The 23,675-nt window shown below is 39.6% G+C and carries 23 protein-coding genes; 5 read left to right on the top strand and 18 right to left on the bottom strand.

Going from position 1 to position 23,675, the window contains the following annotated elements:
* The first annotated feature begins 3 nt into the window (after nucleotides 1-3).
* On the top strand, nucleotides 4-501 hold the full coding sequence (locus KSK37_RS09920; RefSeq protein ID WP_088358952.1) for a hypothetical protein: 498 nt from the start codon (nucleotides 4-6) through the stop codon (nucleotides 499-501).
* A gap of 80 nt (nucleotides 502-581) precedes the next feature.
* Nucleotides 582-1,850 (top strand): serine--tRNA ligase, encoded by a 1,269-nt coding sequence (gene serS, locus KSK37_RS09915; RefSeq protein WP_217201170.1) that lies wholly within the window; start codon nucleotides 582-584, stop codon nucleotides 1,848-1,850.
* Between the two features lie 48 nt (nucleotides 1,851-1,898).
* On the opposite strand, the gene KSK37_RS09910 is transcribed toward serS, so the two are convergent.
* The 9 genes from KSK37_RS09910 to KSK37_RS09870 all read right to left on the bottom strand — a co-directional run bounded on the left by KSK37_RS09910 (nucleotide 1,899) and on the right by KSK37_RS09870 (nucleotide 11,616).
* Nucleotides 1,899-2,684, bottom strand: coding sequence for a hypothetical protein (locus KSK37_RS09910; protein WP_217201169.1), 786 nt, complete (start codon nucleotides 2,682-2,684; stop codon nucleotides 1,899-1,901).
* Nucleotides 2,685-2,771: 87 nt separating this feature from the next.
* Complete coding sequence (locus KSK37_RS09905; protein WP_217201167.1) at nucleotides 2,772-3,515, bottom strand: sulfite exporter TauE/SafE family protein; 744 nt, start codon at nucleotides 3,513-3,515, stop codon at nucleotides 2,772-2,774.
* Nucleotides 3,506-3,961, bottom strand: coding sequence for a FixH family protein (locus tag KSK37_RS09900; protein ID WP_088358948.1), 456 nt, complete (start codon nucleotides 3,959-3,961; stop codon nucleotides 3,506-3,508). The genes KSK37_RS09905 and KSK37_RS09900 overlap by 10 nt, the downstream gene beginning before the upstream one ends.
* Nucleotides 3,962-3,968: 7 nt before the next feature.
* Nucleotides 3,969-5,417: a cytochrome c oxidase accessory protein CcoG gene (ccoG, locus tag KSK37_RS09895; protein WP_088358947.1), complete on the bottom strand. Its 1,449-nt coding sequence runs from the start codon at nucleotides 5,415-5,417 to the stop codon at nucleotides 3,969-3,971.
* A gap of 96 nt (nucleotides 5,418-5,513) precedes the next feature.
* A complete protein-coding gene (locus KSK37_RS09890; RefSeq protein WP_088358946.1) occupies nucleotides 5,514-6,392 on the bottom strand; it encodes a c-type cytochrome in 879 nt (292 codons plus the stop codon).
* A gap of 18 nt (nucleotides 6,393-6,410) precedes the next feature.
* Nucleotides 6,411-6,605, bottom strand: coding sequence for a cbb3-type cytochrome c oxidase subunit 3 (locus KSK37_RS09885; RefSeq protein ID WP_088358945.1), 195 nt, complete (start codon nucleotides 6,603-6,605; stop codon nucleotides 6,411-6,413).
* A 19-nt stretch (nucleotides 6,606-6,624) separates the two neighbouring features.
* Nucleotides 6,625-8,904, bottom strand: coding sequence for a cytochrome-c oxidase, cbb3-type subunit I (ccoN, locus tag KSK37_RS09880; RefSeq protein WP_088358944.1), 2,280 nt, complete (start codon nucleotides 8,902-8,904; stop codon nucleotides 6,625-6,627).
* A gap of 5 nt (nucleotides 8,905-8,909) precedes the next feature.
* Nucleotides 8,910-9,110 carry a cbb3-type cytochrome oxidase assembly protein CcoS gene (gene ccoS / locus KSK37_RS09875; RefSeq protein WP_088358943.1) on the bottom strand — a complete coding sequence of 67 codons (201 nt, stop codon included), beginning with the start codon at nucleotides 9,108-9,110 and terminating at the stop codon, nucleotides 8,910-8,912.
* Between the two features lie 115 nt (nucleotides 9,111-9,225).
* Nucleotides 9,226-11,616 (bottom strand): heavy metal translocating P-type ATPase, encoded by a 2,391-nt coding sequence (locus tag KSK37_RS09870; RefSeq protein ID WP_217201165.1) that lies wholly within the window; start codon nucleotides 11,614-11,616, stop codon nucleotides 9,226-9,228.
* Between the two features lie 91 nt (nucleotides 11,617-11,707).
* Here KSK37_RS09870 and KSK37_RS09865 point away from each other — a divergent pair, with 91 nt between their 5' ends.
* The 3 genes from KSK37_RS09865 (at nucleotide 11,708) to KSK37_RS09855 (ending at nucleotide 13,627) form a co-directional block, all read left to right on the top strand.
* Nucleotides 11,708-12,421, top strand: coding sequence for a Crp/Fnr family transcriptional regulator (locus tag KSK37_RS09865; RefSeq protein ID WP_088358941.1), 714 nt, complete (start codon nucleotides 11,708-11,710; stop codon nucleotides 12,419-12,421).
* 61 nt (nucleotides 12,422-12,482) lie between these two features.
* Complete coding sequence (gene panB / locus KSK37_RS09860) at nucleotides 12,483-13,298, top strand: 3-methyl-2-oxobutanoate hydroxymethyltransferase (RefSeq protein WP_088358940.1); 816 nt, start codon at nucleotides 12,483-12,485, stop codon at nucleotides 13,296-13,298.
* Nucleotides 13,298-13,627: a hypothetical protein gene (locus tag KSK37_RS09855; protein ID WP_088358939.1), complete on the top strand. Its 330-nt coding sequence runs from the start codon at nucleotides 13,298-13,300 to the stop codon at nucleotides 13,625-13,627. The genes panB and KSK37_RS09855 overlap by 1 nt, the downstream gene beginning before the upstream one ends.
* A gap of 14 nt (nucleotides 13,628-13,641) precedes the next feature.
* Here KSK37_RS09855 and KSK37_RS09850 read toward each other — a convergent pair whose 3' ends face one another.
* The 9 genes from KSK37_RS09850 to KSK37_RS09810 all read right to left on the bottom strand — a co-directional run bounded on the left by KSK37_RS09850 (nucleotide 13,642) and on the right by KSK37_RS09810 (nucleotide 22,997).
* Nucleotides 13,642-14,100 (bottom strand): heme-binding domain-containing protein, encoded by a 459-nt coding sequence (locus KSK37_RS09850; protein WP_217201163.1) that lies wholly within the window; start codon nucleotides 14,098-14,100, stop codon nucleotides 13,642-13,644.
* Nucleotides 14,100-15,788 carry an Ig-like domain-containing domain gene (locus tag KSK37_RS09845; RefSeq protein WP_217201161.1) on the bottom strand — a complete coding sequence of 563 codons (1,689 nt, stop codon included), beginning with the start codon at nucleotides 15,786-15,788 and terminating at the stop codon, nucleotides 14,100-14,102. Before KSK37_RS09845 ends, KSK37_RS09850 begins: the two co-directional genes overlap by 1 nt.
* A gap of 28 nt (nucleotides 15,789-15,816) precedes the next feature.
* Nucleotides 15,817-17,097 carry a serine hydrolase domain-containing protein gene (locus tag KSK37_RS09840; protein WP_217201159.1) on the bottom strand — a complete coding sequence of 427 codons (1,281 nt, stop codon included), beginning with the start codon at nucleotides 17,095-17,097 and terminating at the stop codon, nucleotides 15,817-15,819.
* Between the two features lie 90 nt (nucleotides 17,098-17,187).
* Nucleotides 17,188-18,117, bottom strand: coding sequence for a 2-hydroxyacid dehydrogenase (locus tag KSK37_RS09835; protein ID WP_217201157.1), 930 nt, complete (start codon nucleotides 18,115-18,117; stop codon nucleotides 17,188-17,190).
* A 2-nt stretch (nucleotides 18,118-18,119) separates the two neighbouring features.
* Nucleotides 18,120-18,635: an acyl-CoA thioesterase gene (locus tag KSK37_RS09830; protein WP_217201155.1), complete on the bottom strand. Its 516-nt coding sequence runs from the start codon at nucleotides 18,633-18,635 to the stop codon at nucleotides 18,120-18,122.
* Nucleotides 18,602-19,375: an HU domain-containing protein gene (locus tag KSK37_RS09825; protein WP_217201153.1), complete on the bottom strand. Its 774-nt coding sequence runs from the start codon at nucleotides 19,373-19,375 to the stop codon at nucleotides 18,602-18,604. The genes KSK37_RS09830 and KSK37_RS09825 overlap by 34 nt, the downstream gene beginning before the upstream one ends.
* A 105-nt stretch (nucleotides 19,376-19,480) precedes the next feature.
* Nucleotides 19,481-21,592, bottom strand: coding sequence for a TonB-dependent receptor (locus KSK37_RS09820; protein ID WP_217201151.1), 2,112 nt, complete (start codon nucleotides 21,590-21,592; stop codon nucleotides 19,481-19,483).
* A gap of 170 nt (nucleotides 21,593-21,762) precedes the next feature.
* Nucleotides 21,763-22,506, bottom strand: a complete 744-nt coding sequence (locus KSK37_RS09815; protein ID WP_217201149.1) for a WG repeat-containing protein — start codon at nucleotides 22,504-22,506, stop codon at nucleotides 21,763-21,765.
* A gap of 38 nt (nucleotides 22,507-22,544) precedes the next feature.
* Nucleotides 22,545-22,997, bottom strand: a complete 453-nt coding sequence (locus KSK37_RS09810) for a DUF2752 domain-containing protein (RefSeq protein WP_217201147.1) — start codon at nucleotides 22,995-22,997, stop codon at nucleotides 22,545-22,547.
* Between the last annotated feature and the right edge of the window lie 678 nt (nucleotides 22,998-23,675).

Raw genomic sequence — 23,675 nt, 5'->3', positions numbered from 1 at the left:
TTAATGAAAAACCTGTTATTCTTATCAGCTGTTGCTTTTTTTGCGTTTCTGTCGTGCAGAAATGATGAACTGGGTTTGCAGAAAATCGATCAGATTATTCAGCTTTACATTGATTCTGCGGGACAGGATATGCTGAATAACAATATAAAAGGGGGATATACCAACATCCGGATGAATGATGTGAACGGACTTACCGACACTGCCCCCGTAACTTTCGGTTCAAAAAAAAATGCGGACACCGTGAGCTATATTGAGTATGTGGCAGGAGCAAGACGGATAAGAATTGATTCTTCGGCAAATTCCAAAACCTATGAATCGAGAATTGCACTGCTGATGACTAAGAAGGTAAGCAGTACAAAGAGTGTAATTATCAGCGATACCATGAGAATTCAGTATCACTGGACGCCGGATCTGTTTCAGGTTTCTAGAATCTGGTATAATAATCAGCTGAAATTCACCAAAGTTGGAGACGAACTCAATATCGTTAAAGTCTCAAAATAATCATTAAATTTGTGTCTTACTTTTTTGATAATTAATGCGATTATCAAAAGCTATCACTAATTATCAATTTTCAACCATATATGCTACAGGTTAATTTTTTGCGCGAAAACAAGGAACGCGTTTTAGAAGGTTTAAAGAAAAGAAATTTCAAACAGTTAGAATTGGTGGAAGAAGCCATTTCCAATGATGACGAAAGAAAAAAATACCAGTTCGAGCTTGATCAGAACCTCGCGGAAATGAACCGTATTTCGAAAGAAATTGGGATTCTAATGAAAGAGGGAAAAAAGGAGGAAGCCGAAGCGGCAAAATCTAAAACCGCGGAATTCAAAGAAAATTCTCAAACTCTGCAGCAAAAATTAAAGGATTCCGAAGCAAAACTTCTTGATATTCTTTACCTGATTCCAAATATTCCTTACGAAAAAGTGCTGGCTGGAACTTCTGCAGAAGACAATGAAATTATTTACCAGTCGCATGACGTGGAAGGTTTGGGTGAAGGCGCTGTTCCTCATTGGGAGCTCGCTAAAAAATACAATTTAATTGATTTTGAACTCGGTGTAAAAATCGCAGGAGCTGGTTTTCCGGTTTATTTCGGAAAAGGAGCAAGGCTGCAAAGGTCTTTGGTTCAGTATTTCCTTGATAAAAACACTGATGCTGGCTATCTGGAAGTGAATCCGCCGCATGTGGTGAACGAAGCTTCTGGCTACGGAACAGGGCAGCTTCCCGATAAAGAAGGGCAGATGTATTATGTGAATGAAGATAATTTATACCTAATTCCCACAGCAGAAGTACCGGTAACAAATCTGTACCGTGATGTTTTATTGGATGAAAAGGATCTGCCGATAAAAAACACAGCATTTTCTCAGTGTTACAGAAGAGAAGCGGGAAGTTACGGAGCACATGTACGTGGTTTGAACAGGCTGCATCAGTTTGAAAAAGTAGAAATCGTACGTCTTGAAAAACCAGAAAATTCTTACGCTGCACTGGAAGAAATGGTGGAGCATGTAAAATCAATCTTAGTTGATTTGGAACTTCCTTTCAGGATTTTAAGACTTTGTGGAGGCGATATGGGCTTTACATCGGCGATGACTTACGATTTTGAAGTTTGGAGTGCGGCACAGGAAAAATGGCTGGAAGTTTCTTCAGTTTCGAATTTCGAAACCTTCCAGGCAAACCGTTTAAAATGCAGATTTAAAGGCGACGGAAAAACCCAGTTGGTTCATACGCTGAACGGTTCCGCGATGGCGTTGCCAAGAATTATGGCAGCACTTCTGGAGAACAACCAGACTGAAAACGGCATCCGAATTCCTGCTAAAATTGCAGCGTATACAAGATTTGACAGTATTGACTAATAGCTCAAATCAAAATAAAAAAATCCATCGAATTCCGATGGCTTTTTTTTATTCTGTAGTGATAATTATTTTCTTGTCTTTGTTGGTGAGCGACTTCCCTTTGTCAAGTAAATCATTGCTCCGGACATTGATCTGTATTGTTTTATTGTCGATCTGCTTCACAAAATCATGTTTGCCGTTAATCGATTTGATAGGTTTCTGAAATTTCATGGTACTGGTGAAATTCATATTGAACATCTTCATCATTCCAATCATTCCCTGCGCCATTTGCCTGCCGTAAACTTCTATGGAATCACTTTTGGTCTGAGGTTTTGCAGTTTCTGGGGAAGGAGAGTTCTTTCCGATTTCGTTCAGAAACTCAGTGGCATTCAGTTTATCGGTGTCAATTGTCAACACTTTTCCGTCCCAGCTTGCGGCATTCTGAAGCGGAAGATTTTTCAGCTGTTTGCTTTGCGAGAGAAGGGCTGCTATTTCACCGGGTAATAATTTGTCATATTTTAGGGAGAGTCCGTATACCTCACCTTTTTGCTTATTCACTTTCATGAAAAGTTTTTTCAGCACTTTCGCTGAATCTTCGTTGACGGTAATTTTTCCGGTTTTCTGGATGTCGTAAAGGCTCTTCCAGTCTGTAGTAAGGTTGCTTAATTCTTTTGAATTCTGAAGAACTTCAGCTTTGCTGCCCATCGTTTTCATCATTCCCAGCATACTTTGATCCATTAAAATATGAGATTCCATGCTGGTAGCGGAATCTTTATAATAAGTGGTTTCTGTATTTACTGAACAGGACTGTAATCCGAATACGGCCAAAACAATTACGAGAAAATATTTCATCATATTTAATTTGAATTCTTAGATTGGATTCAAATTGGAGACCAAAGTTAAAGTTTGGCAATGAATGATACTTTTTTGGCTGGAAAAATGCTAATGACAGGTTGCGTGGTTTCCGTTCTGGTGTTCTTTAGAATCATTGTGAATCACCTGTAAAGCTTCCTTTTTAGGCGAAATATATGGAATGCCGACTTCCAGGCCGCGAAGGATGAAAAGACCGCCTAAAACGATCATCATTACCGGAACGAATTTCAGGATTTTTATTCTGAAAGCGGTCGTCATCAGGTTACCCAGCAATACAACGAAAAACATAAAAGGCAGTGTACCGAAACCGAAAAGTGCCATGAATGCAGCACTTTGCAAGATTCCGCCTGACGCCAAACTTGCTGTTAATGCCATATAAACCATTCCGCATGGTAATAATCCGTTCAGAATTCCCGTAGTGAAGCGTGATCTGTAATCAGCTTTCTGAAGAAGTTTACCCAGATTCATTTTTACTTTGAACAGGAATTTAGACAGAAAAGGAATTTTAGAAGCGAAATCTTTTCCGCCGAAAGAAAACAAGGCCATTAAAATCAGTACAACTCCTACAGCAACGGTTAAATACTGCTGGAAACCCGCCAATTGGAAACCCTGTCCTACAATTCCCAAAACAGCTCCGAGAATAGAGTAGGTGAAGATTCTGCCAAACTGATAGGTAAGGTTTTGAAGATAATAATTGGTTGCCTGTTTCTTGGTTAATCCCATCGAAAGCGCGATCGGTCCGCACATCCCGATACAGTGGAAACCGGATGCGAAACCTAAACCCAGGGCCGAAATGATGAGTGCTATTTCCATTGAACGTCGTAATCGAGCTGATATGGTTTTTTATCCTGATGCCAATTTATTTTTAAGGTATACGAACCTTTAGAAAGTACTTTTGAAGGAATAAGAAACTGTTTGTTTTGATCTAAAATTACCTCTTTTTTCACATCAAGATTACCGTCATCGGTCCTGAACAGATTAAAGTTCACTTTGGAATTGTCTATTGCCAGAGTTTGGGGAAACGTGATGCTTATACCTTCTGCGGTCTGTCTGTAAACCGGTTTTTCAGTAAGATGATCTGCATTGTTTTTTGCATTGATCACTTCCTGATAAGTAAGTTCGTCCTGATAATAGTCATCAGAAATTAGTTCTGAATTTTTCATTCCGTTTGAAAATACAAAGATCATAAACAGAATAAATATGATAAAGGAACCGAGCGCCAAAACGACTCCGTGTCCCCAACTGAATTTTTTTAACATAACTTTTTTAAAATTGTAATTTGAATGGTCCTTCAAAATAAGTTTCGAAAGAATCGAGCAGTTCGCCGTTTTGGTTATACACCCCGATTTTCACATTCTGTTTTGACAGTTTCATTTCCTTTTCAGGGAAACTCACATTTACGGTTCCTTTAATCATCTGATCTCTTTTCAGAAGAATTTTATCAGTAGTGCTTAAAGAAACTTCACCATGCTGCGGTTCAATAACTTTGATCGTTACCAGCTGGTCTTTGTTAGACTTATTGAGGAAAGTGTAATTGTAAGTATTATTAATTTTTCCGTCTCTCACAAAGAAAGAAGAGCCAGCAGGTTTAATAAATTTCGCTTCCATTGTTCCCCGGTTGCTCAGCAGAAAACCTAAAAACCCGATCATCAGCAGAAGCACCGCAGAATATGCTTTCATCCTGCCGGTAAACTTAAACGGAACTTCTTTTTCTATTTCGTCTTCTGTTGCATAACGGATCAGTCCTTTCGGTAATCCTACTTTCACCATTACTTCGTCGCAGGCGTCTATACAGGCGGTACAGTTTACGCATTCCAGCTGTTGTCCGTCTCTGATGTCGATTCCGGTTGGACACACTACCACACATTGGTTACAGTCGATACAGTCGCCTTTTCCTTCAGCGCGTCTGTCTTCTCCTTTTCTCCATTTAGAGCGGTTTTCACCTCTTTTGAAATCGTAATAAACGTTGATGGTCTGTTTATCAATTAACACTCCCTGCAATCTTCCGTAGGGACAAACTAGCGTACAGACCTGTTCCCTGAACCAGGCAAAGGTGAAATAAAATGCCGCCGTAAAGATAATCATCACCAAAAAGCTGGTGAAATTATTGAACGGGCCTTCTTTTATCATATCAAACACTTCCTGATATCCTACGATATACATGAACATCCAGTGCGTAATAATTAATGAAATGATAATAAAGATTGACCATTTCAGTGAACGTTTCCAGATTTTCTCTGAATTCCATTCCTGACGGTCAAGTTTCATCTGTTTGTTACGGTCGCCTTCGATTAAGTAGTCGATTTTCCGGAATATCATTTCAAGGAAAATAGTCTGCGGGCAGATCCAGCCACAGAAAATCCGGCCAAAAACAACAGTGAAAAGAATGATGAATATAATTGATGTTATTGCTCCCAGAGCAAGGATAAAGAAATCCTGCGGATAGAACGGCTGTCCTGCAATAAAGAACTGTCTGTCGACTACATTGATGAGCAAAACAGGGTTTCCGTGGATTTTGATGAATGGCAGAGCGAAAAACAATGCTAGAAGAAACCAGGCTACAAGTGTTCTGTAGTTGGTATATCTTCCGCTGGGTTTTCTTGGGAATACCCATCTTCTTTTTCCGGACTGATCCATCGTTCCCACAGAATCTCTGAAAGTTTCTGCATCTACGACCTGTCCCTGTCCGCCTCTGTAATTTTGATCTTCCGACATTTTATGATCTATTTAATAAAAAAAACATAATCCGTTATTTGATTTTACAAAAATAACGAATTATGTTTTCAAAAGCTATAGTTTTAAGTTAAGTGCTTATTTTTCCCAGTTTGCAGGTGTTCCCTGTGGGGCTGCACCGCCTTCTGCAGGTGTAATAGGTTTTTGTTCCTGATTGATATGATATACATATGCTGCCACATTCTGGATATCAAATCCTGTAAGTACTCCGTTTTTACCCCAAGCCTGCATGGTTGGATTGTTCGGACTTCCGTTTTCTACCATATGGAAAACATTTTTAAACAATGTTTTTTCAGGTTGGTTGATCCACGTATTGTCAGTAAGGTTTGGCCCGATTCCGCCTTTTCCTCCGTCACCGTGACAGGAAACACAGTTGGTTTTGAAAACTTCTGCACCCGCTTCAATATTATCAGGTGAATACGCTGCATTATCAATGGTTGGTGGAGGGGTATTTTTCACATACTCTGCAATACTTGCAGTCTGTGCTTTGTATTCTGCGTCATACTCTGGAGTCTGATGTGCAAAATCTGTAAAAGCATACGAAAGCATATAAACAAGACAGTAGGAAACGCCGAACCAGAAAAGACCCAGCCACCATTTCGGTAACTGATTGTCAAGCTCCATGATGCCGTCGAAACCATGGTCAATAAGGATATCTTTTTCTTCACTTGCCGACTGTTTCTTAAAGGCACTTTCGTAAAGACCTTTAAAATAAGGAACTTTTTTAGCTTCCAGATAAGCCTTCTTTTCCTCATCAGAAAGAGTTTTGAACTTGGTGTTTTCAATTAAATCTCCGATTGAATGATGGATGAGCGCGATAATTGCAGCAATTAATGCAGTTCCCCAAAAATAAGGAGAAGTAAGGAACGAAGTATCCTGAACAAACATGTATGATACAATATATAAAATACAAAGTATGATGAGGATGGTAATGTATACCGGTGTTCTTTGTTTCATTTTAGTTTAATTTAAAAATTAAATATTCTTGTCTTCAGTATGATCATCTTCTAAAGGGGCATTGGCTTCTTCATCATAATGTTTTTTCGGCCTTGTAAAAACATAATATACAATCCCCAAAAAGAAGAATAGAAAGAAGAACATTGCCAATGTCTGTAATAAACCCACATTTTCGCTGTTTCCCAGTATGTCTTTTACATTTTGAGGTATCATTTAATGCCTTTTTTAATGATTAATTGGTGCTTGCTGTTTTTATTTCAGTTGTTTTGATATCAGTCCCCAGTCTTTGCAGGTAAGCGATCAAAGCGATGATTTCTTTTTTCTCAAGCGGTGTAAAGTTAGCGCCGTCCGCTGCTTTTTTAGCTGCATATGCTTCTTTAACGTCGGCTGCTTCAGAATAAATCTGCTTCACGATGAATGCTGCCTGATTGTCTGCCCACTGATCAGCTGAATCAATCTGTGCTTTCGTGTACGGAACATCAAATGTATTCTTCATCAGCTTGATTTTATCCACCATCTGGCTTCTGTCCAAATCATTGGAGATCAACCATGGGTAACGTGGCATAATAGAACCTGCGGAAGTTACTCTTGGGTTCAGCATATGCTTGTAGTGCCATGAACTTGGGTTTTTACCACCCTCTCTGTGTAAATCCGGACCGGTTCTTTTTGAACCCCAAAGGAATGGTCTGTCGTACACAAATTCTCCGGCTTTGGAATACTGTCCGTTTTTACCGTTAAATCTTACTACCTCGTCACGGAACGGACGGATCATCTGGCTGTGACATGCATTACAGCCTTCTCTGATGTATAAATCTCTACCTTCCAGCTCCAGTGGTGAATATGGCTTCACTGCCGCAATGGTAGGTACATTATCTTTAATAAGCAGGGTTGGTACAATTTCAATGAAACCTCCAATAGCCACTGCAACAAAAGACAAGATTGTCAAAAGAAGAGGAGTTCTCTCCAGCCAAAGGTGTAAACCTTCGCCTTCTTTTCTTTTTTTGGTTACTGCTGCAAGTGCTGGTGCTTCTGCAGGTACTTCTTTCTGGAAAGATCCGCTTCTTACGGTTCCGATAATGTTAACCACCATCAGAATCGCTCCGGAAATGTAAAGCAATCCTCCGACAAATCTCATTTGATAATAAGGAATAATTGCAGTAACGGTATCCAGCCAGTTTTTATAAACTAAAGTTCCGTCCGGGTTGAACTGTTTCCACATCAATCCCTGAGTAAATCCTGCGATGTACAATGGAACCGCGTAGAAAATAATTCCTAAAGTTCCCAGCCAGAAATGCCAGTTTGCTAATTTTACAGACCAGAGTTTGGTTCTCCACAAGATTGGAAGCAAATAATAAATCATACCGAATGTCATGAAACCATTCCATCCTAATGCTCCAACGTGAACGTGTCCAATAACCCAATCGGTATAATGCCCGATTTTATTTAATGTTTTCGTTGCTAAAAGCGGTCCTTCAAAGGTTGCCATCCCGTAACAGGTTACAGCGACCACAAAGAATTTAAGTACTGGGTTTTCTCTTACTTTATCCCAAGCTCCTCTCAAGGTAAGAAGCCCGTTCAGCATTCCACCCCAGGACGGTGCAATAAGCATTATAGAGAAACCTGTTGCCAACGCCTGAGCCCACCCTGGTACTGCAGTATACTGCAAATGGTGAGGACCTGCCCAGATATAAACAAAGATCAGTGACCAGAAGTGAATAATTGATAATTTATAAGAGAATACAGGTCTGTCAGCCGCTTTTGGTAAGAAGTAATACATCAGACCAAGAATAGGTGTTGTCAATACAAACGCCACCGCGTTGTGACCGTACCACCACTGAACCAAAGCATCTTTTACCCCTGCATAAGCAGAATAAGATTTCCAGCCGGTGAAAGTTAACGGAACTTCAAGGTTGTTGAAGATGTGAAGCATCGCTACAGCTACCCACGTTCCCAAATAGAACCAGATGGCTACATAAAGGTGACGCACTCTTCTGATGGCGATCGTTCCGATCATATTGATACCAAAAATTACCCAAACCACAGTAATTAAAATATCAATCGGCCACTCGTGTTCTGCGTACTCTTTAGAAGTGTTGATTCCCATTAAGAAAGTGATTACTACAGCAACGATCATCAGCTGCCATCCCCAGAAATGAATCCATGAAAGGGTATCGCTCCACATTCTGGTTTTCAGCAATCTCTGAAGTGAGTAATATGCTCCTGCAAAAAATCCGTTGGCTACGAATGCGAAAATTACTGCACTGGTGTGAAGCATTCTGATTCGGCCAAAACCAAACGCACCATGCGTATTGATCAATCCCTGAAGGTTGCCGCTTTGTAAACTTTTGATGGTTGCATCATCAGTTCCAAAGAAAAACTCAGGAAGTTCGGGATAGAAAAGCATTAACGCTGCGGTAAGCCCCAATAAGAAACCGACAAGTCCGAAAACTACGGTTGCATAAAGAAACGCTCGCACAATGCTATTGTCATAACTAAATTTTTGTGTTTCCATATAAACTAATCACTTTTATCTTCTGTTTTTTTATTTTTCTCTTCCTTTTCCGGCTCCTCTTTAATGATCTCGGAATCCAGAAGAATCCTTACTGCAGGGGATTCATCATCCTCAAACTGTCCTTTCCTGGCGTTCACTATAAAAATGACCAAAAAAATAACAGCAAGTGTTACGCTGCAGAGAATCATTAAATATAATATGTCCATTTCGCGCAAAATTAGCGTATAAAACGCCCCCAAATTTAAGGAAAAATAATGATATTAATCATTAAATGTTAAATCCTGTTAATTTAAAATATTTCTAAATAGAGCCCCTTTTTTATTACCTGTTGATTTTGAAATATTTAGTGCTGCGTGCCCAGGTAGTGATCGAAGTGAACGCTACAACACTGATAGAACTGATCGGCATTAATATCGCTGCAAACAGTGGCGACATATGGCCGGTGACCGCAAACCCCAAACCGATAATATTGTACATAAAACTGATCCCGAAAGTCAGTTTTACGATCGTCATTGCTTCTTTGCAGAACAGCAGATATTTTTTGAAATCTATCAGTTTTTCACCTGCCATAATCACGTCGGAAGAAGGCGTGAAAGAGTTGGTGTCATCGGCGATCGCAATTCCGACATTGCTTTGCTTCAGTGCGCCTGCGTCATTTAATCCGTCGCCCAGCATGGCTACTTTCTGGTGCTGATCCTGAAGGGTTTTGATATAATTAAGCTTGTCCTCAGGACTTTGATTAAAAGCCATTCCTGAAACATTCGGAATCATTCTTTTTAACTGGTTTTCTTCTGATGAATTATCACCGCTTAAAATATGAATCTGATAGTGATCAAGATCCGTAAACAGCGTGCTTAAATTATCGCGGTACTCATTCTTAAAAATATATTTTCCTAAAAACACCTCATTTTTACTGATGTAAACCGCTGTTTCCAGGTTTTTGGATTCGTGACCTATCAGCTTGGCAGAGCCGATTTTGTATAAATTTCCGCGAACTTCGGCTTCATAGCCTTTTCCCGGGATTTCTCTGAAGTTTTCAACGGGAAAGTATTCATCCTGAATGTCTAAAAATTCATAAATCGATTTTGACAGGGGATGATTGGAATTTTTAACCAGACTTTTAATATTCTTTAAATCAAACTCCTGAATTTCAGATCCTTCAAAATGAATATTCGATTTTTTATGGTGGGTGATGGTTCCCGTTTTATCAAAAACCAAAGTGTTGATTTTTGATATTTTTTCAATCGTCAGCGTGTCTTTTACGTAGAATTTATTTCTTCCTAAAATCCGCATCACATGTCCGAAAGTAAACGGAGCGGAAAGCGCTAACGCACACGGGCAGGCAATAATCAGAATGGCAGCTACCACCTGGAACATTTTTTCAAAATCAATCTGTCCCCAATATATTCCCGCGATCAGTGTTATTCCCAGTATGATAAAGGTGAAATACTTCGAAATTTCATTGGTTAAAGTGTCCAGTCCGGTTTCGTATTTTTTGAAAGCCTCTTTGTTCCAAAGTTGGGTAAGATAACTTTGGTTGACGGTTTTTATTACTTCCAGTTCCAGTGCCGAACCCAGCTGTTTTCCTCCTGCAAATATTTTGTCGCCCGCTTTTTTCGGGATTGAAGCACTTTCGCCGGTGATAAAACTGTTGTCGATATTTCCTTCACCATTGATCAGAATACCGTCTACAGGAATAATTTCCTGGTTTCTCACCATGATACGGTCCCCGACTTTCAAATCCGAAAGAAGGATGTTTTCCTGTTTGCCGCTGAAATCAACTTTCGTTACGGCAATCGGATAAAAGGATTTATAATCTCGGTCGTAGGCAAGCGCGCTGTAAGTTCTTTTCTGAAATACTTTTCCGAGTAACATGAAGAACAGAAGTCCGCACAGGGTATCAAAATAACCAGCGCCGTAATCAGTAAGAACTTCGTAAATACTTCTTCCGTACAGCATGATAATCCCCAAAACAATTGGTACATCGATGTTGACGATTTTGTTTTTTAAGCCATACCACGCGGATTTGAAATAATCGGAAGCGGAATAAAAAACAACCGGCGTTGCCAGAAGGAACATAATAAAGCGGAAAAGATCTTTATAGGTTTCCATCCAGAAATCTGTAGTTCCGGACCACTGGCTGGTATATTCAGGTAAGCTGAAAAACATTCCGTTCCCGAACGCAAAACCTGCAATCGCAAGTTTGATCAGCAGGGTTTTATCCAGAAACTCCTCTTTTTTGTCCGCGGTTTCGAGAGTGACAACTGGTTTGTAGCCTAGATTGGTTAAGAATTTCGCAAGCTCGCTTAATTTAAGCTCGGTATGATTAAATGAAATCTGTACATTCTTCCTCGTGAAATTGACCTGTGAATAATTGATGTTTTTGTTTAAAGTATGCAGACTCTCCAGTAACCAGATGCATGACGAACAGTGAATAACAGGAATTTTAAAAGTAACAAGACTTGTATTTCCCTCAGAAAAATCGGTTACGGTGCTGAAAATTTCCGGGGTATCAAGATAGTCAAACTGTGAGGTATTGTCATCACTCGGACGGATTCCGGAGCGTTTGTTGAGCTCATAGAAATTGCCCAAGTCATTCATGCTCAGGATTTCGTATACGGATTTGCAGCCGTTGCAGCAAAAGATCTTATCGTCAAACGGGATTCGCTCTTTTTCAATATTTTGGCCGCAATGGAAACAGTTTTCTGACACTTTTTTATAAATTTAACGTGCAAAATTATGACAAATAAATTTGTGCCTAGGGTTTAAAAGTCCTATTTTTGCTGATAAATGTCATAAAAACATGTCGTTAGAAAAACAAACGCTAATTGAAGAGAGTCTGCAAAAAGTATTTAGTGATGATTCTTTCAGAGAAATGCTGTCCCCCGCAGATTATGCAGAATATTTATCTGCAAAACAGGTTCTTAAATTTCATAAAGGAGAAACCATCTTCGATGATGGTGGTACACCAAACGGTGTTTACTTTTTAAGCAAAGGAACAGCAAAACTCTCAAAACAAGGTGTTTACGGAAAGGAGCAGATTCTGCGTTTTATCAAAGAAGGAGATTTAATAGGTTACCGTTCTTTGCTTTGTGGTGAAGATTTTCAGGCAAAAGCGGAAGCGATGACCGATGTGGAAGCTCAGTTTTTACCCTCCGGCATTTTTCTTCATCTTCTGGAAGTGGCACCAAAACTATCTTTCGTCATGCTGCAGAAAATAGCTTTCGAATTGGGTGAATCTTCAAACACCGTAACTTTCCTTGCTCAGAAAACGGTTCGTGAAAGACTGGCCGAAATTTTATTGTTGCTCGAGCAGAAATTGGGTACAGATCCTGAAGGATTTATTAAAATTTCATTAACCAGAGAGGAGATCGCCAACATCATCGGAACTGCAACAGAAAGTGCAATCCGTCTGATTTCTGAATTCAAACAGGATGGCCTCATCGAAGTGGAAGGAAGAAACCTTAAAATATTAAATCACGAAAAACTCATTAAACTGGGTCACGTTTCGCTCTAAATTAATAATTGACAGCTGATGATTATCCTTGATCACCGGTCGTCAGCCTCAATCCTAGCTTATGTCTGTACATTCAGAAATAAAAAAGATCACTACCGAGACTTTGCGGAAAATGAAATTCGACAAAGAGAAAATCACGATGCTTACCGCATATGATTATACTACCGCCAAAATGGTGGACGCAGGTGGTGTAGATTCAATACTTATCGGCGATTCTGCCGCAAATGTAATGGCCGGTTTCGAAACAACGCTTCCCATCACTTTGGATCAGATGATTTATCATACCCAATGTGTGGTACGCGGCGTAGAAAGAGCATTGATTGTTGCAGATTTACCCTTCGGAACTTATCAGAGCAATTCTGAAAAAGCCCTGGAATCTGCAGTAAGAATGATGAAAGAAGGCGGCGCGCATGCCGTTAAAATTGAAGGCGGTGTTGAAATTGAGGATTCCATCAGAAAAATTGTAAATGCGGGAATTCCGGTAATGGGACATTTGGGTTTAACTCCGCAATCCATTTATAAATTCGGAACCTATAAAGTAAGAGCCAAAGAAGATGCTGAAGCGGAAAAACTTCTTTCTGATGCGAAGCTTCTGGAAGAACTGGGATGTTTTGCATTAGTGCTTGAAAAAATTCCTGCCGAACTGGCAAAGAAAGTTTCTGAAAGCATTTCTATCCCGACCATCGGAATTGGCGCCGGAGCTGATTGTGACGGCCAGGTTCTGGTTTATCACGACATGGTGGGAATGAACCAGGGCTTTTCACCGAAATTTTTAAGAAGATACCTTGATCTATATACCGAAATTACCGGTGCTGTTTCGCAATATGTGAAAGACGTAAAAACCGCTGATTTTCCTAACCAAACAGAAAGCTATTAATGAATACCAATACACAGACCATACAGGGGATTTTGTCCATCGCAGCACTGATCTGCCTGCTAATAGGATTTTTCAATCTCTTTTCTCCCGAAATCAATGATTTGCTTTATAACAAGCTGTTTTATGTTCTGATAGGAGCAAGTTTCTTTTTCCAGGCACCCACTTTGACGAACAAAAACTTTCTGTATCCAATGTACGCGGCGGCTGCGATTTGTGTAATCGGTGCATTTTTACCGCACGATTCCAAATTTTCAGGGCTGAAGACCATCGGTCTTTTTGCCGGCGTCATTCTTTCTATTTTCAGCAGACCGAGACAGGTGCGTAAATAATCGGAATTAAAAAATCAGTAATTCTCTGATTTCAGAAGACTTTCAAAATAATTAACGAGTAAAACCCTTTCCGCTTTGGTGAGGTTCGCTTCAGGATGTTGTGCAACATATCCGGGAAAAGGCATGGAATAATCTTTCACGGACTGGCCGGCATTTTTAACCATATTCTTCTTCAGATCTTTATTGAATTTTCCCCATTCCGAGAAATTAAGATGTTCGCGTCCTTCGTTGATGTGATGTTTAATTGACCAGGAAATTGGTGCTATATAAGCATAATCAGGATAAACAGTTTCGTTGCTGTGACAGTCGTAGCAGGCTTTTTTCAGGACTTGCTGAACGTTATTCGGCGTATTGAAAACCGTAACAAAATTCACCTTCTGATCCACCGGCTTATTCGTTCTATCTACGGGAATAAACTGAATTAAAGCGATAACAATTAAAGACCAGTAAATAATTTTTTTAAAGGTTTTCATTAAGGTTTTTTAGGCGGATTTAGAGTTGAGGGAACAGTTGCTGGTGTTGAAGGTTCCGCCGCCGGAACAGTTGCATCAGCAGTCTTAAGATTCCACGTTTCACGGATTTCCCAAAGCGGACGTATTTCAACCGTTTTGTCCAGAACAAAAACATCCTCAGCAAATTCTAAAGTGGCGAAATCGGCAGAATCCCAAATTCCGTTCTCGTTATTATCCACAAGAATTCTGAGTTTGTATTTTCCGGGTTTCAGCGAACTGAAAGTCTGCTGGCTTTCCTTTCCGTATCTGGAGTAAGAAACCGAACCGTTTTCTGCGAGCAACTGAAGCCAGAATTTTTCTGCTGGCGCATTCTGAATGGTTAATACAAGCGTTCCGTAGTTTTCGGTTTTATCGGCTTCAAAATCAAAACGGTATGATTTGATAAGGGTGTCGTAAAATGAAGAAACAGTTTCTTTAGGAACGGTTAATGAATATTTTTTACCTTCTTTAAAGTTGGATTTAATATGGATCTCAAAAGGATTTTTTTCGGAAACTGACGCTGTGAATTCCTGTTTGATACTGTCAGAAACCAAAGACCATTTTTCCGGCTGAATTTTATCGATAAAATAATTGGAAGTAATGACGAAATCCTGGTTTGGGGCCAATAGGTTTCCTTTTGCATTAGAAACCGTCATTTCGTTTTTCGCGTTGTAGCGGTAAAAAACCGAAACGGTATCCTGTTTTACGCCGTCATCGTAACTGAACTTCAGGTTTTCGCTGTTGGCAATTCCTACATTTTGTTTTTTCGCATCAAACCAGATATTGATGGAATCTGATTTGGGCAGCTGCGTCACTTTATAATCCTGAAGTTTCTCATTAAGGGAAAGCACTTTCACCTTTTCCGGATTGCCTTCGAAAGTCATTAAAATTCCTCCGGGATTTTCTTTCATTTCGACATATTTCCTGGCTTTTCTGGAAGGATAGAGATTGATCTTTAAATCCGAAATACTTTTGTCGAGAACAACTTTATCTTTAAGAAAACCGATTTTTTCCTTTCCTGCATCATAAACCGAATTCGAATTGGTGTCTTCAAAAGCAACAATTCTGTAATTTCCCGGTGATAAATAATTAAGTTCAAAATAACCGTCGGGATCGGCTTTAGTGATATAATACGGTTTCTGGCGGTAATCCATGGAATCTTTATCCTGATAAAGACCTACCACCAGATTGGATTCTTCAGTGTTTTTATCCTGATCGCCGATAAGGCTTTTCAGATCTCCGCTGATGTAAAGGTCGTCGATTTTATCGCCGGTAGAAAATGCAAAATTATAGTAACGGAGCGCATTTCCTTCATTATTGTCAACTATTGAGTTCCCGAAATTGAAGTTGTAAGTGGTATTTGCCTGCAGGGTATCGTCCCATTTGATCAGCAGATATTTATTGGCCATTCCGGAAGGAAGAACCTTGGTCATTTTTTTCAGCGGCGGCGAAATAATTAAATTTTTATTGATTTCTTTCAGCGTGATATATTCATCAAAATCAATCCGCAGCTCCTTGATATCTCTCGGCACATTCACCCGTGATGTATCAATATTGGAGCTGATTACTTTTGGAGGAATGGTATCTTTAGAACCTCCCACAGGCGAACCAACTCTTGCGCAGGAAAGCAGAATTAAACTGAAGATGAACAGAAAAATCAATTTCTTCATTGAAATATTTTGAACAAAATTAAGAAAATTATTCACTGTATGACTCATTGCTGCCATTTAGAGAATCTGTTCTGTTCGGATTTTTCGCAGTTTCAGTATCATGGATTACTTTCTGAATTTTATCCTTCTCGAAAGGGAAGTTTTCAAAAAGACCCGAAAGCGCCAAAGCGGTATAAACCCGGTTCGAATATTTGTTTCCGATCGCGATAATGGTAACGTTGGATTTCAGCAAATGCGCAAAAACCGAATTGGTGCCGTGCCACCATCCGTTATGATAAGTGAGTTTTTCACCGTTATCGAAAACCTTCATCCGAAAACCTATTCCGTAATTATTGATGCCCGGTCTTTCGTTGCTGTAAGGTTCGAAAATCTGTTTTTTCAGATCTTCATGAAGGAAGTTTTCCGCGAATATCGCTTTAGAGAAATTAAGCAGATCTTTCGGTGTGGTAAAGACGTTTTTGTCGCCGTAAATCAGATCTAGCCGGTCGTAAGGATAAACCTTTGGGCCGCGCTGATAAAAAGATTTCGATGCTTTTTCCATGTCTTTTTCCTGAAGAATATACGTATGTTTCATGTGCAGCGGCCGGAAAACAATTTGCTGCATCGCTTCGGGAAAAGGGGTTTTCGTTACTTTTTCGATGATTAAAGCCATCAGTGCATAATTCGTGTTGCAGTACATGAATCCGGTATCGGTCGCTCTGGCAAGTTCTGGTTTGTAGCGGACCAGAAGATTCAGAACATCCTGATTGGTGAGATATTTTTTTGAAAGTTCTGCAGGCTGCGGCTGAATTTTATCAACGAAATGTTCATATTTCGGAAGACCGCTCCTTTGGGACAAAAGGGTGAAAACCGTCACTTTCGGATACGGGAAATCGGGAAAGAACTTAGTTAGCGGATCTTCCATTTTCAGTTTTCCGGCTTCAATTAATTTCATCGCTGCCATTGCAGTAACGGATTTGGAAATGGAGGCAACATGAAGAGCAACCGTGTCACTGATCGGAACCTGCTTGTTGTCCTGAGCATAACCTCGGTAGCTTTCGTAGAGGATCTGGTCACCTTTTGCCACCAGAAAACCTCCCCACAGATCACCTTTTTCCCATACTTTTTTATAGTAGCTGTCGATGACGGAAACGATGGAATCTTTATTTTTGAGGGTATTGTCTTTTCCTTTGAAAACATCGTCAAGTTTAATGTTTCCGTAATTGGGCAGTGAAGTTTCTGGATGGTCGTCAGTCTTGTTATCTTTTTTGCAGGAAGTAAAAGCAAGGCCAAAAAGAAGGAGGAAAAAAAGGTGGCGGAATAATTTCATTTAAAAGTTTTTATGCTAAAAAAATCTCCGCAAGATAAGGGAATTTAAGGATAACCTTTTATGGCTCCAGTCATAAAGATTTGTTAAGATTTAAGAGAAAGAGGCAAGAATCTTATCTACAATCACTTGCGCCAGTTTTTCTTTGCTTTGGACAGTCCATCCTGCGATATGAGGCGTTACGATTGCTTTTTCCGACTGCAGAAGATATTCTAAATCTTCATTTTTGATGTCCAGATTTTCGAAAGAAGGTTTTTCAAATTCGAGAACATCGAGACAGGCGCCTTTAATTTTACCGGATTTCAATGCTTCAACTAAATCTTTCGTTTTCACATTTTCACCTCTTGCCGTGTTGATGAAATAAAAGTTTTTCTTCATCTCGGAGATAAACTCTGAATCAATCAGATACTGCGTTTCCGCAGTGATCGGAATGTGTAAACTCAGGATATCTGCTTCGTTCTGTAAAGTTTCCAGAGAAACCTGCGTTGCAAAATCATCAGATAGGTTGGGAAGAATATCATGAAAAATCACTTTTACACCGAAACCGGAAAGCCTTTTAGCCACTGCCTTCCCCATATTTCCGTAACCGATAATTCCGAAAGTTTTTCCCAGCAGTTCGTCACCGCGGTTTTCTTCGCGTTTCCAGATGCCGTTTTTCACTTCATCCGACGCGATGAAAAGCCTATTCATCAGAATTAAAAGCATCCCTAAAACGTGTTCTGCTACTGAATCGCGGTTTCCTTCCGGTGAACTGATTAATTTAATTCCGGATTTTGCAGCAAATTCAACATTGATATTTTCCATTCCGGCACCTACTCTGGCGATGAATTTCAGGTTTTTACCATGTCGGATGAAATTCTCATCAATCGGGATTCTGCTCCGGATGATAATGCCGTCGTACTGATCTATTTTTTCCAGAACTTCCGTATAAGTGGAAGTATAATCTTCCTCAAATAAAAAACCCTTTGCAGAAAGCTGTTCTGTAATTAAAGGATGGTTTTTATCGAGCTGAAGAATCTTCATTTTTAAACGGAAAACAGTTTTTTCAGTTCTATAGAATCTGCGGCTTTCATTCTTCCTGAAAGGATTAATGAAAGTTCTTTTCGTCTCAAAGCGGCATCAAATCTCAGTTTTTCCTCTTCTGTTTCAGGCTCCATTTTGGGGATGGGGATAGGACGGTTGAATTCGTCTACTGCTACAAAAGTGTAGATTCCTTCATTCGTGTGAATTTTCTTCTGATTAATAGGATCATCCAGCCAAACATCAACATAAATTTCCATCGATGTTGAAAATGCTCTGGAAACCTTGGATTCCAAAACCACAATTCCGCCTTCCGGAATGGGATGGTTGAAAGAAACGTGGTTTACCGAAGCGGTTACTACGCGTCTTTCGCAATGTCTTGCTGCTGATATGGAAGCACAACGGTCCATTTTGGCGAGCAGTTCTCCGCCGAAAAGATTTCTTAAAGAATTGGTTTCGTTCGGTAAAACGATATTCGTCATGATTGTTAATGATTCTGACGCTTTTTTGCTTTTTTCCATTGAGAATTTGAATGATTTTTAGAACTCCATTTTTTTACCGGAGTTGTTAGTGCCGTTGCAGCAGCCTTTATAGAATCTGCTTTTACTGAATCCAGGATCGGATGTACAGCTGCGGCTGAATCAGTTTTTACTGAATCCTTTTTAATTTTCTGAACCTGTTTTTTTTCAAAACCGTTCGCGAAAGATTTTTTGCCGAAAATGGTCTCGGGCTGGGTAATTCCAAAATAGGTAATGGCGGCAATTCCTGCTAATAAAGGAATAATCCAGTATGCGGTTTTGCTGAATCGGTATGCCTTTTCGGAATCTCCTGAAATTTTGGAATGCTTGATTTCTGAAAGGTTAATTTCTTCAAGTCCGTAAAAATCAGGTGAAAGGTTTTCGGTCCTGTTTCCTGTAAAATGAATTTTGCTGTCGTCGAGATAAAAATCCCCGATATTTTCTACTGAAACTTTTTCTTCTTTTTCAAGAGTGGAATTCCAGAAATTAACCTGTTTTTTTATTTCGATTTCCGCGTCTATGAGCGGAACATTTCTTTGCCCTGCGATAAATTCTGCGAAATTGTTGTTTTCATTTCCTTCAAAATCAGTCCTGAAAGCGACTTCTTTTCCGGGAGGCAAAATACTTCCGCTCTCCTTATCCATCGCTGCATTGATGTTTTTCAGGGTAAAAGTTCCGAAACCCGCAATGCTGACACTGCCGTGTTTATTCAGAAATTCAAGAAGGAGTGAGGAGAAATTCATATGGCGCAAATTTATGTTTTTTGTGCGGTTTAATCAAAAAATAAAAAAAGACTGCGAAAAGAGCAGTCTTTGAAAGGGAATTAATTTGATAAGTCACAGGTGAGCTTATTGGAATTTTAAACTCATCCCAAACATAAAATTAATGCCGGCCTGAGAAAAATAAACCGGTCCGTCATAGACATAGCCGTTGTTCACGTATTTTTTATCGAAAATGTTATTGAGCAAAAGTTTAAAATCAACCTCGGTTCTTTTGAGATTTAAAGTATATTTTGCATTGAAATCGGTAAGGAAATAATCGGCAAGTTTCAGGCTTTCATTGTTCGTATTGTCTAAAAACTGGCTTCCAACATATTGATTTTGAATCCCTAAACTGAATTTCTTTGACGGATTGAAACTAAGTAAAACGTTTGCAATCACATCCGGTGAAAAAGAAATTGGGGTATTTCCGAGCATCTCGATTCCGGCAGAGCTTTCGTTTTTGAAATCGCGGTTTTCGTTTTTGCTGAGCGTTAAATTTCCTGATGCGTTCCATTGATCGGAAATTTTTGCTGCTGCGCCGAGTTCAATCCCCATTCTGTAACTTTCCCCTGAATTCACGCGGATAAACTCGCCGATATTATTGATCTGCCCGTTCAGAACCAGCTGATTCACGTAGTTCATATAATAAAGGTTTCCGGTAAAAACAATGTTTCCGAATGTTTTTTCAATTCCGGCCTCGAAATCATATAGCTTTTCAGCTTCGGTTTCCGGATTGGCAAAAAGATCGTCACGGTTGGGTTCCCGGTGCGCAACGGCTGCCGAGAGGAAGACTTTTCCTGACGGGATTTTATAATTGATTCCGGCTTTCGGATTGAAAAATGTCCATTTTTTATTAAGATTGGCGCCTTCGTCATCACCTTGCTGCAGAATCTCGGTGTCATAATTGATTTTTCTGAGCTGAAGATCCCCGAAAAATTCAAACCGGTTTAAAGTAAAGATAGCTTTTGCAAAACCAGCGATTTCACTTTTCAGAGAATGGTTTCGGTAATATTCGTGCTCACTGATCTGAGGAAAATAAACCCCGGTTACGTTTCCGAAATGTTTCCCGTCATATTGATTTCCCACAATTCCGAAATTGAGGTCAAGGTTTTCAAACTTTCCGTACAGCGTGGAAACTGCTCCGTAGAAATCGTTATCGAGCCATTTTTTTCGGATAAAATCGGTCTTTTTGATCTCGTTTCCGTTTGCAGACAGATTGGGAAGATTATATTTTGAAAATTTCGCGTCCTGTTTGTAATTTTCGTAATAACCTTTTCCTTTGGTGTAATGAAAAGTGGTTTCTAAATTCCAGTAATCATTCAGGTTCTGTTCCCACAAAAGCTGGTAATGATTCTGTCTGTAATTGTCGGTTTCGTTGTCATAAAAACCAACAATGTTTTCCCAGTTTTCATCGTAAATCGCGCCGGAATAATTAAACTTTGGATTGCTTTCCCAGGTTGCTTTATCAATTCCGTTCCACGCCTGATAGGTTTTTTCTTTTCCGCCGAAAGCCATCAGCCGGATTTTGGTTTTGTTTTCTTCAAAAAGTGCGGTGAGATTGTAGGAGTCCAGATCCGAAAAAGCCCGGTCAATATATCCGTCTGAGTGAATTTTGGTGTAGCGTCCCATCACGGAAAGCCTGTTATCCCAGAATTTTCCTGATCCCGTCTCTGCCGAATATTTATAGGTGTTGAATGAACCGTAGGTATTATCAGATTTTAGATAAAACTTTTCTTCAGGGTTTTTGGAAATCACATTCACGCTTGCGCCGAAAGCAGAAACGCCATTTGAGGAAGTTCCTACGCCGCGCTGAATAATAATCTGCGAAGCTGAACTTGCAAGATCGGGAACATCTACGAAAAACGTTCCCTGAGATTCAGAATCATTATAAGGAACGCCGTTCATCATCACGTTGATTCCGTTTCCCCCCACGCCGCGGATTCTGAAACCTGTATAACCGACGCCATTTCCGGCATCTGAAGTGGAAATGACGGAAGTCTGATTCTTTAATAAAATCGGCAGATCCTGACCAAGGTTTTTGTTTCCCAGATCTCTTTCAACGCTGATGATTTCTTTGGAAACCGGTAATCTTTTTGTGAAATTCACACTTTCAATGTTGTGAATTTTTAAACTGTCCTGCGAAGTTTGTGCAAGATAGAACGGGCCTGCGAACAGCCCTAAAATAACAAATCCTTTCATTCTTTTAATTTTTAAGATTAATTGAATAAAAGGGGACGAAAAAAAATTATACAATAAACAAGTCCGGAGACTTCTCCCTAAACAGCATTACCTGTTCCAGGTTCATTGGGTATAATCTCAGCTTTTCACAGCACCCCTTTAATTTCAGCACGAAAGTACAAAATATTTACTTAATATGCTTTATTGTTGATATCGATGTAATAATAATTTTTTCCGTCTTTCGTCACTTCGAAAAGCCTGGCGAGTTTCCAGCTGAAATTTCTTTTGATGTCGCTGTATTCAAAGGGGATGATGACCCTGTTGTTGACGTCAATCACCCCGAATCTGTTATGCTGAGCCGCAATGATCATCGGGTTTTTCAGATCATCACCTTCCATGATATGAAGATAATCGTATTGCGGGTAAATCGTGAACTGTCGGTAATCGCCGGGGTTTTCGAATTTCGAATCTTCAATAATTCCGTAGGCATGATTCATTACATACGCGTGAAAAAGCTGGGATTTAAATGCACTAGCACATTTTCCCAAATCACTGGTTCTGAACCGGTACACCCGTTTTCCCTTCATATCAATCCTGAAATCTTCACCATCAATCCGCACCGATGCATATTGGTCTGAGCCGTATTTCCTTGCTATTTCATTAGGCGAGTTCAGAAGGTTGCAGTCTTCCGTAAAAAATCCGGCGTTGCTGTACAGATGAGGAATGATCACTTTCCCTTTTTGGCTGATAAAGCCAAATTTGCCCTCAGTCTTTTGTGGAATCAAAGCAGGAATAGAGTCATTAATTTTGATGAGGTCCGCGTTTGGCTTTGCGGCAACCGTTTTTTTTACCGGTAATTTTTTGGCAGCATTCTGTTTTTGGGCAGCTGAAATAAGAGCAAAGCTGAGGAGAAACAAACTTAAAACTTTCGTCATGATTTTATTTTTGCAAACGTATTGCCAAAAATAGGTTTTTAAATATTTCTGAAAACGGTGAATATGACCAGAACACCTAAGATGATAAGGAGTGCTTTGTGACCGAAGAGGAAATTTTCCGTTTTAGGATATCTTGTTTTTACTTTATCAGAACGGAAAGCAATTCCTGTCAACAGATAGGGAATGGAAACCATAAGAAGCGCATTGTACTCAAATGCTTTTTTAAAATTAAGATGCAGAAGCTCGTGAACCGCCCGCTGTGAACCACATCCGGGACAGCTGAATCCGGTCAGGAATTTCACGGGACATTTTGGGAAAAATGCATTGTTCGCCGGGCTGTAGCTGAAATAAATGCCCCCCAAAATAAGTGTCAATGCAACAGCGATCAGTAAAATGAATTCTTTTTTGATGGTGATTGAATTTATATTGAATATTACAAAGGTATATTCTTTTAGAAAACTGCTTTGGATGTCGAATTTAAAAAAAGGCAACTGCATTAGTCATCGGCATCCTGCAGAGAAGCTTCTGGAGATTCCGTCAACTTGCTTTCATATCTTTCACCTAAAATAAATTACTCAAGGAAATCTTGGTTTTCATCAATTTTAAGCCAATAAATACCAAATATAAAATACGGTTGCAAACAAAACTAAGGAAATTCCTAAAAATAAAAATCCTTGCGCATGATTGTAAAATATTAATTTCGCTCCTGTTTTAAGGATATGAGAGTGGGATTTGCTTAAACTCCCTAATTTTTCCACAAAAAAATGAAGCTACAGTAAAATTCGAACGCGGATAACCTGCGCGATGCTGCCACGCTCCTCGTAGACATATACGAGTTTCCTTCGTCTCAGACCCAATATACCTCCAATATAGGTCCAATAAAAGTCCAATAAACTATTGGAGTAATAATGCTTTTATAATGTTTTTAAATTGGAGATCAGGCGAGCCTGCTACGGTATTGATATTATTCAGTAAAAAAATCTTCTGCGTTTGGAGGTATAGTAACCAATATCTACGCAAACCGTTATACCAAATTTTAATGAAAAAGGGTGGTGGTTCGATGCTTAAGACAATATTTATGATTTGCAAATAAAGCTGAACCTGTATCAGCAGCAGAAAATGGAGATTTTCTTTTTTCTGTTAGAAATGTGGTTTTTTTGCAGAATTAA

It is taken from the genome of Kaistella soli (assembly GCF_019038595.1).
Classification (GTDB): Bacteria; Bacteroidota; Bacteroidia; order Flavobacteriales; family Weeksellaceae; genus Kaistella; species Kaistella soli.
This window is presented reverse-complemented; position numbering and strand designations above follow the sequence as displayed.

What these genes read in the sequence shown, in the direction of transcription:
- KSK37_RS09920 (WP_088358952.1), top strand. Translation starts at nt 4, where the DNA reads ATGAAAAACCTGTTATTCTTATCAGCTGTTGCTTTTTTTGCGTTTCTG.
- serS (WP_217201170.1), top strand. Translation starts at nt 582, where the DNA reads ATGCTACAGGTTAATTTTTTGCGCGAAAACAAGGAACGCGTTTTAGAA.
- KSK37_RS09910 (WP_217201169.1), bottom strand. Translation starts at nt 2,684, where the DNA reads ATGATGAAATATTTTCTCGTAATTGTTTTGGCCGTATTCGGATTACAG.
- KSK37_RS09905 (WP_217201167.1), bottom strand. Translation starts at nt 3,515, where the DNA reads ATGGAAATAGCACTCATCATTTCGGCCCTGGGTTTAGGTTTCGCATCC.
- KSK37_RS09900 (WP_088358948.1), bottom strand. Translation starts at nt 3,961, where the DNA reads ATGTTAAAAAAATTCAGTTGGGGACACGGAGTCGTTTTGGCGCTCGGT.
- ccoG (WP_088358947.1), bottom strand. Translation starts at nt 5,417, where the DNA reads ATGTCGGAAGATCAAAATTACAGAGGCGGACAGGGACAGGTCGTAGAT.
- KSK37_RS09890 (WP_088358946.1), bottom strand. Translation starts at nt 6,392, where the DNA reads ATGAAACAAAGAACACCGGTATACATTACCATCCTCATCATACTTTGT.
- KSK37_RS09885 (WP_088358945.1), bottom strand. Translation starts at nt 6,605, where the DNA reads ATGATACCTCAAAATGTAAAAGACATACTGGGAAACAGCGAAAATGTG.
- ccoN (WP_088358944.1), bottom strand. Translation starts at nt 8,904, where the DNA reads ATGGAAACACAAAAATTTAGTTATGACAATAGCATTGTGCGAGCGTTT.
- ccoS (WP_088358943.1), bottom strand. Translation starts at nt 9,110, where the DNA reads ATGGACATATTATATTTAATGATTCTCTGCAGCGTAACACTTGCTGTT.
- KSK37_RS09865 (WP_088358941.1), top strand. Translation starts at nt 11,708, where the DNA reads ATGTCGTTAGAAAAACAAACGCTAATTGAAGAGAGTCTGCAAAAAGTA.
- panB (WP_088358940.1), top strand. Translation starts at nt 12,483, where the DNA reads ATGTCTGTACATTCAGAAATAAAAAAGATCACTACCGAGACTTTGCGG.
- KSK37_RS09855 (WP_088358939.1), top strand. Translation starts at nt 13,298, where the DNA reads ATGAATACCAATACACAGACCATACAGGGGATTTTGTCCATCGCAGCA.
- KSK37_RS09850 (WP_217201163.1), bottom strand. Translation starts at nt 14,100, where the DNA reads ATGAAAACCTTTAAAAAAATTATTTACTGGTCTTTAATTGTTATCGCT.
- KSK37_RS09845 (WP_217201161.1), bottom strand. Translation starts at nt 15,788, where the DNA reads ATGAAGAAATTGATTTTTCTGTTCATCTTCAGTTTAATTCTGCTTTCC.
- KSK37_RS09840 (WP_217201159.1), bottom strand. Translation starts at nt 17,097, where the DNA reads ATGAAATTATTCCGCCACCTTTTTTTCCTCCTTCTTTTTGGCCTTGCT.
- KSK37_RS09835 (WP_217201157.1), bottom strand. Translation starts at nt 18,117, where the DNA reads ATGAAGATTCTTCAGCTCGATAAAAACCATCCTTTAATTACAGAACAG.
- KSK37_RS09830 (WP_217201155.1), bottom strand. Translation starts at nt 18,635, where the DNA reads ATGGAAAAAAGCAAAAAAGCGTCAGAATCATTAACAATCATGACGAAT.
- KSK37_RS09825 (WP_217201153.1), bottom strand. Translation starts at nt 19,375, where the DNA reads ATGAATTTCTCCTCACTCCTTCTTGAATTTCTGAATAAACACGGCAGT.
- KSK37_RS09820 (WP_217201151.1), bottom strand. Translation starts at nt 21,592, where the DNA reads ATGAAAGGATTTGTTATTTTAGGGCTGTTCGCAGGCCCGTTCTATCTT.
- KSK37_RS09815 (WP_217201149.1), bottom strand. Translation starts at nt 22,506, where the DNA reads ATGACGAAAGTTTTAAGTTTGTTTCTCCTCAGCTTTGCTCTTATTTCA.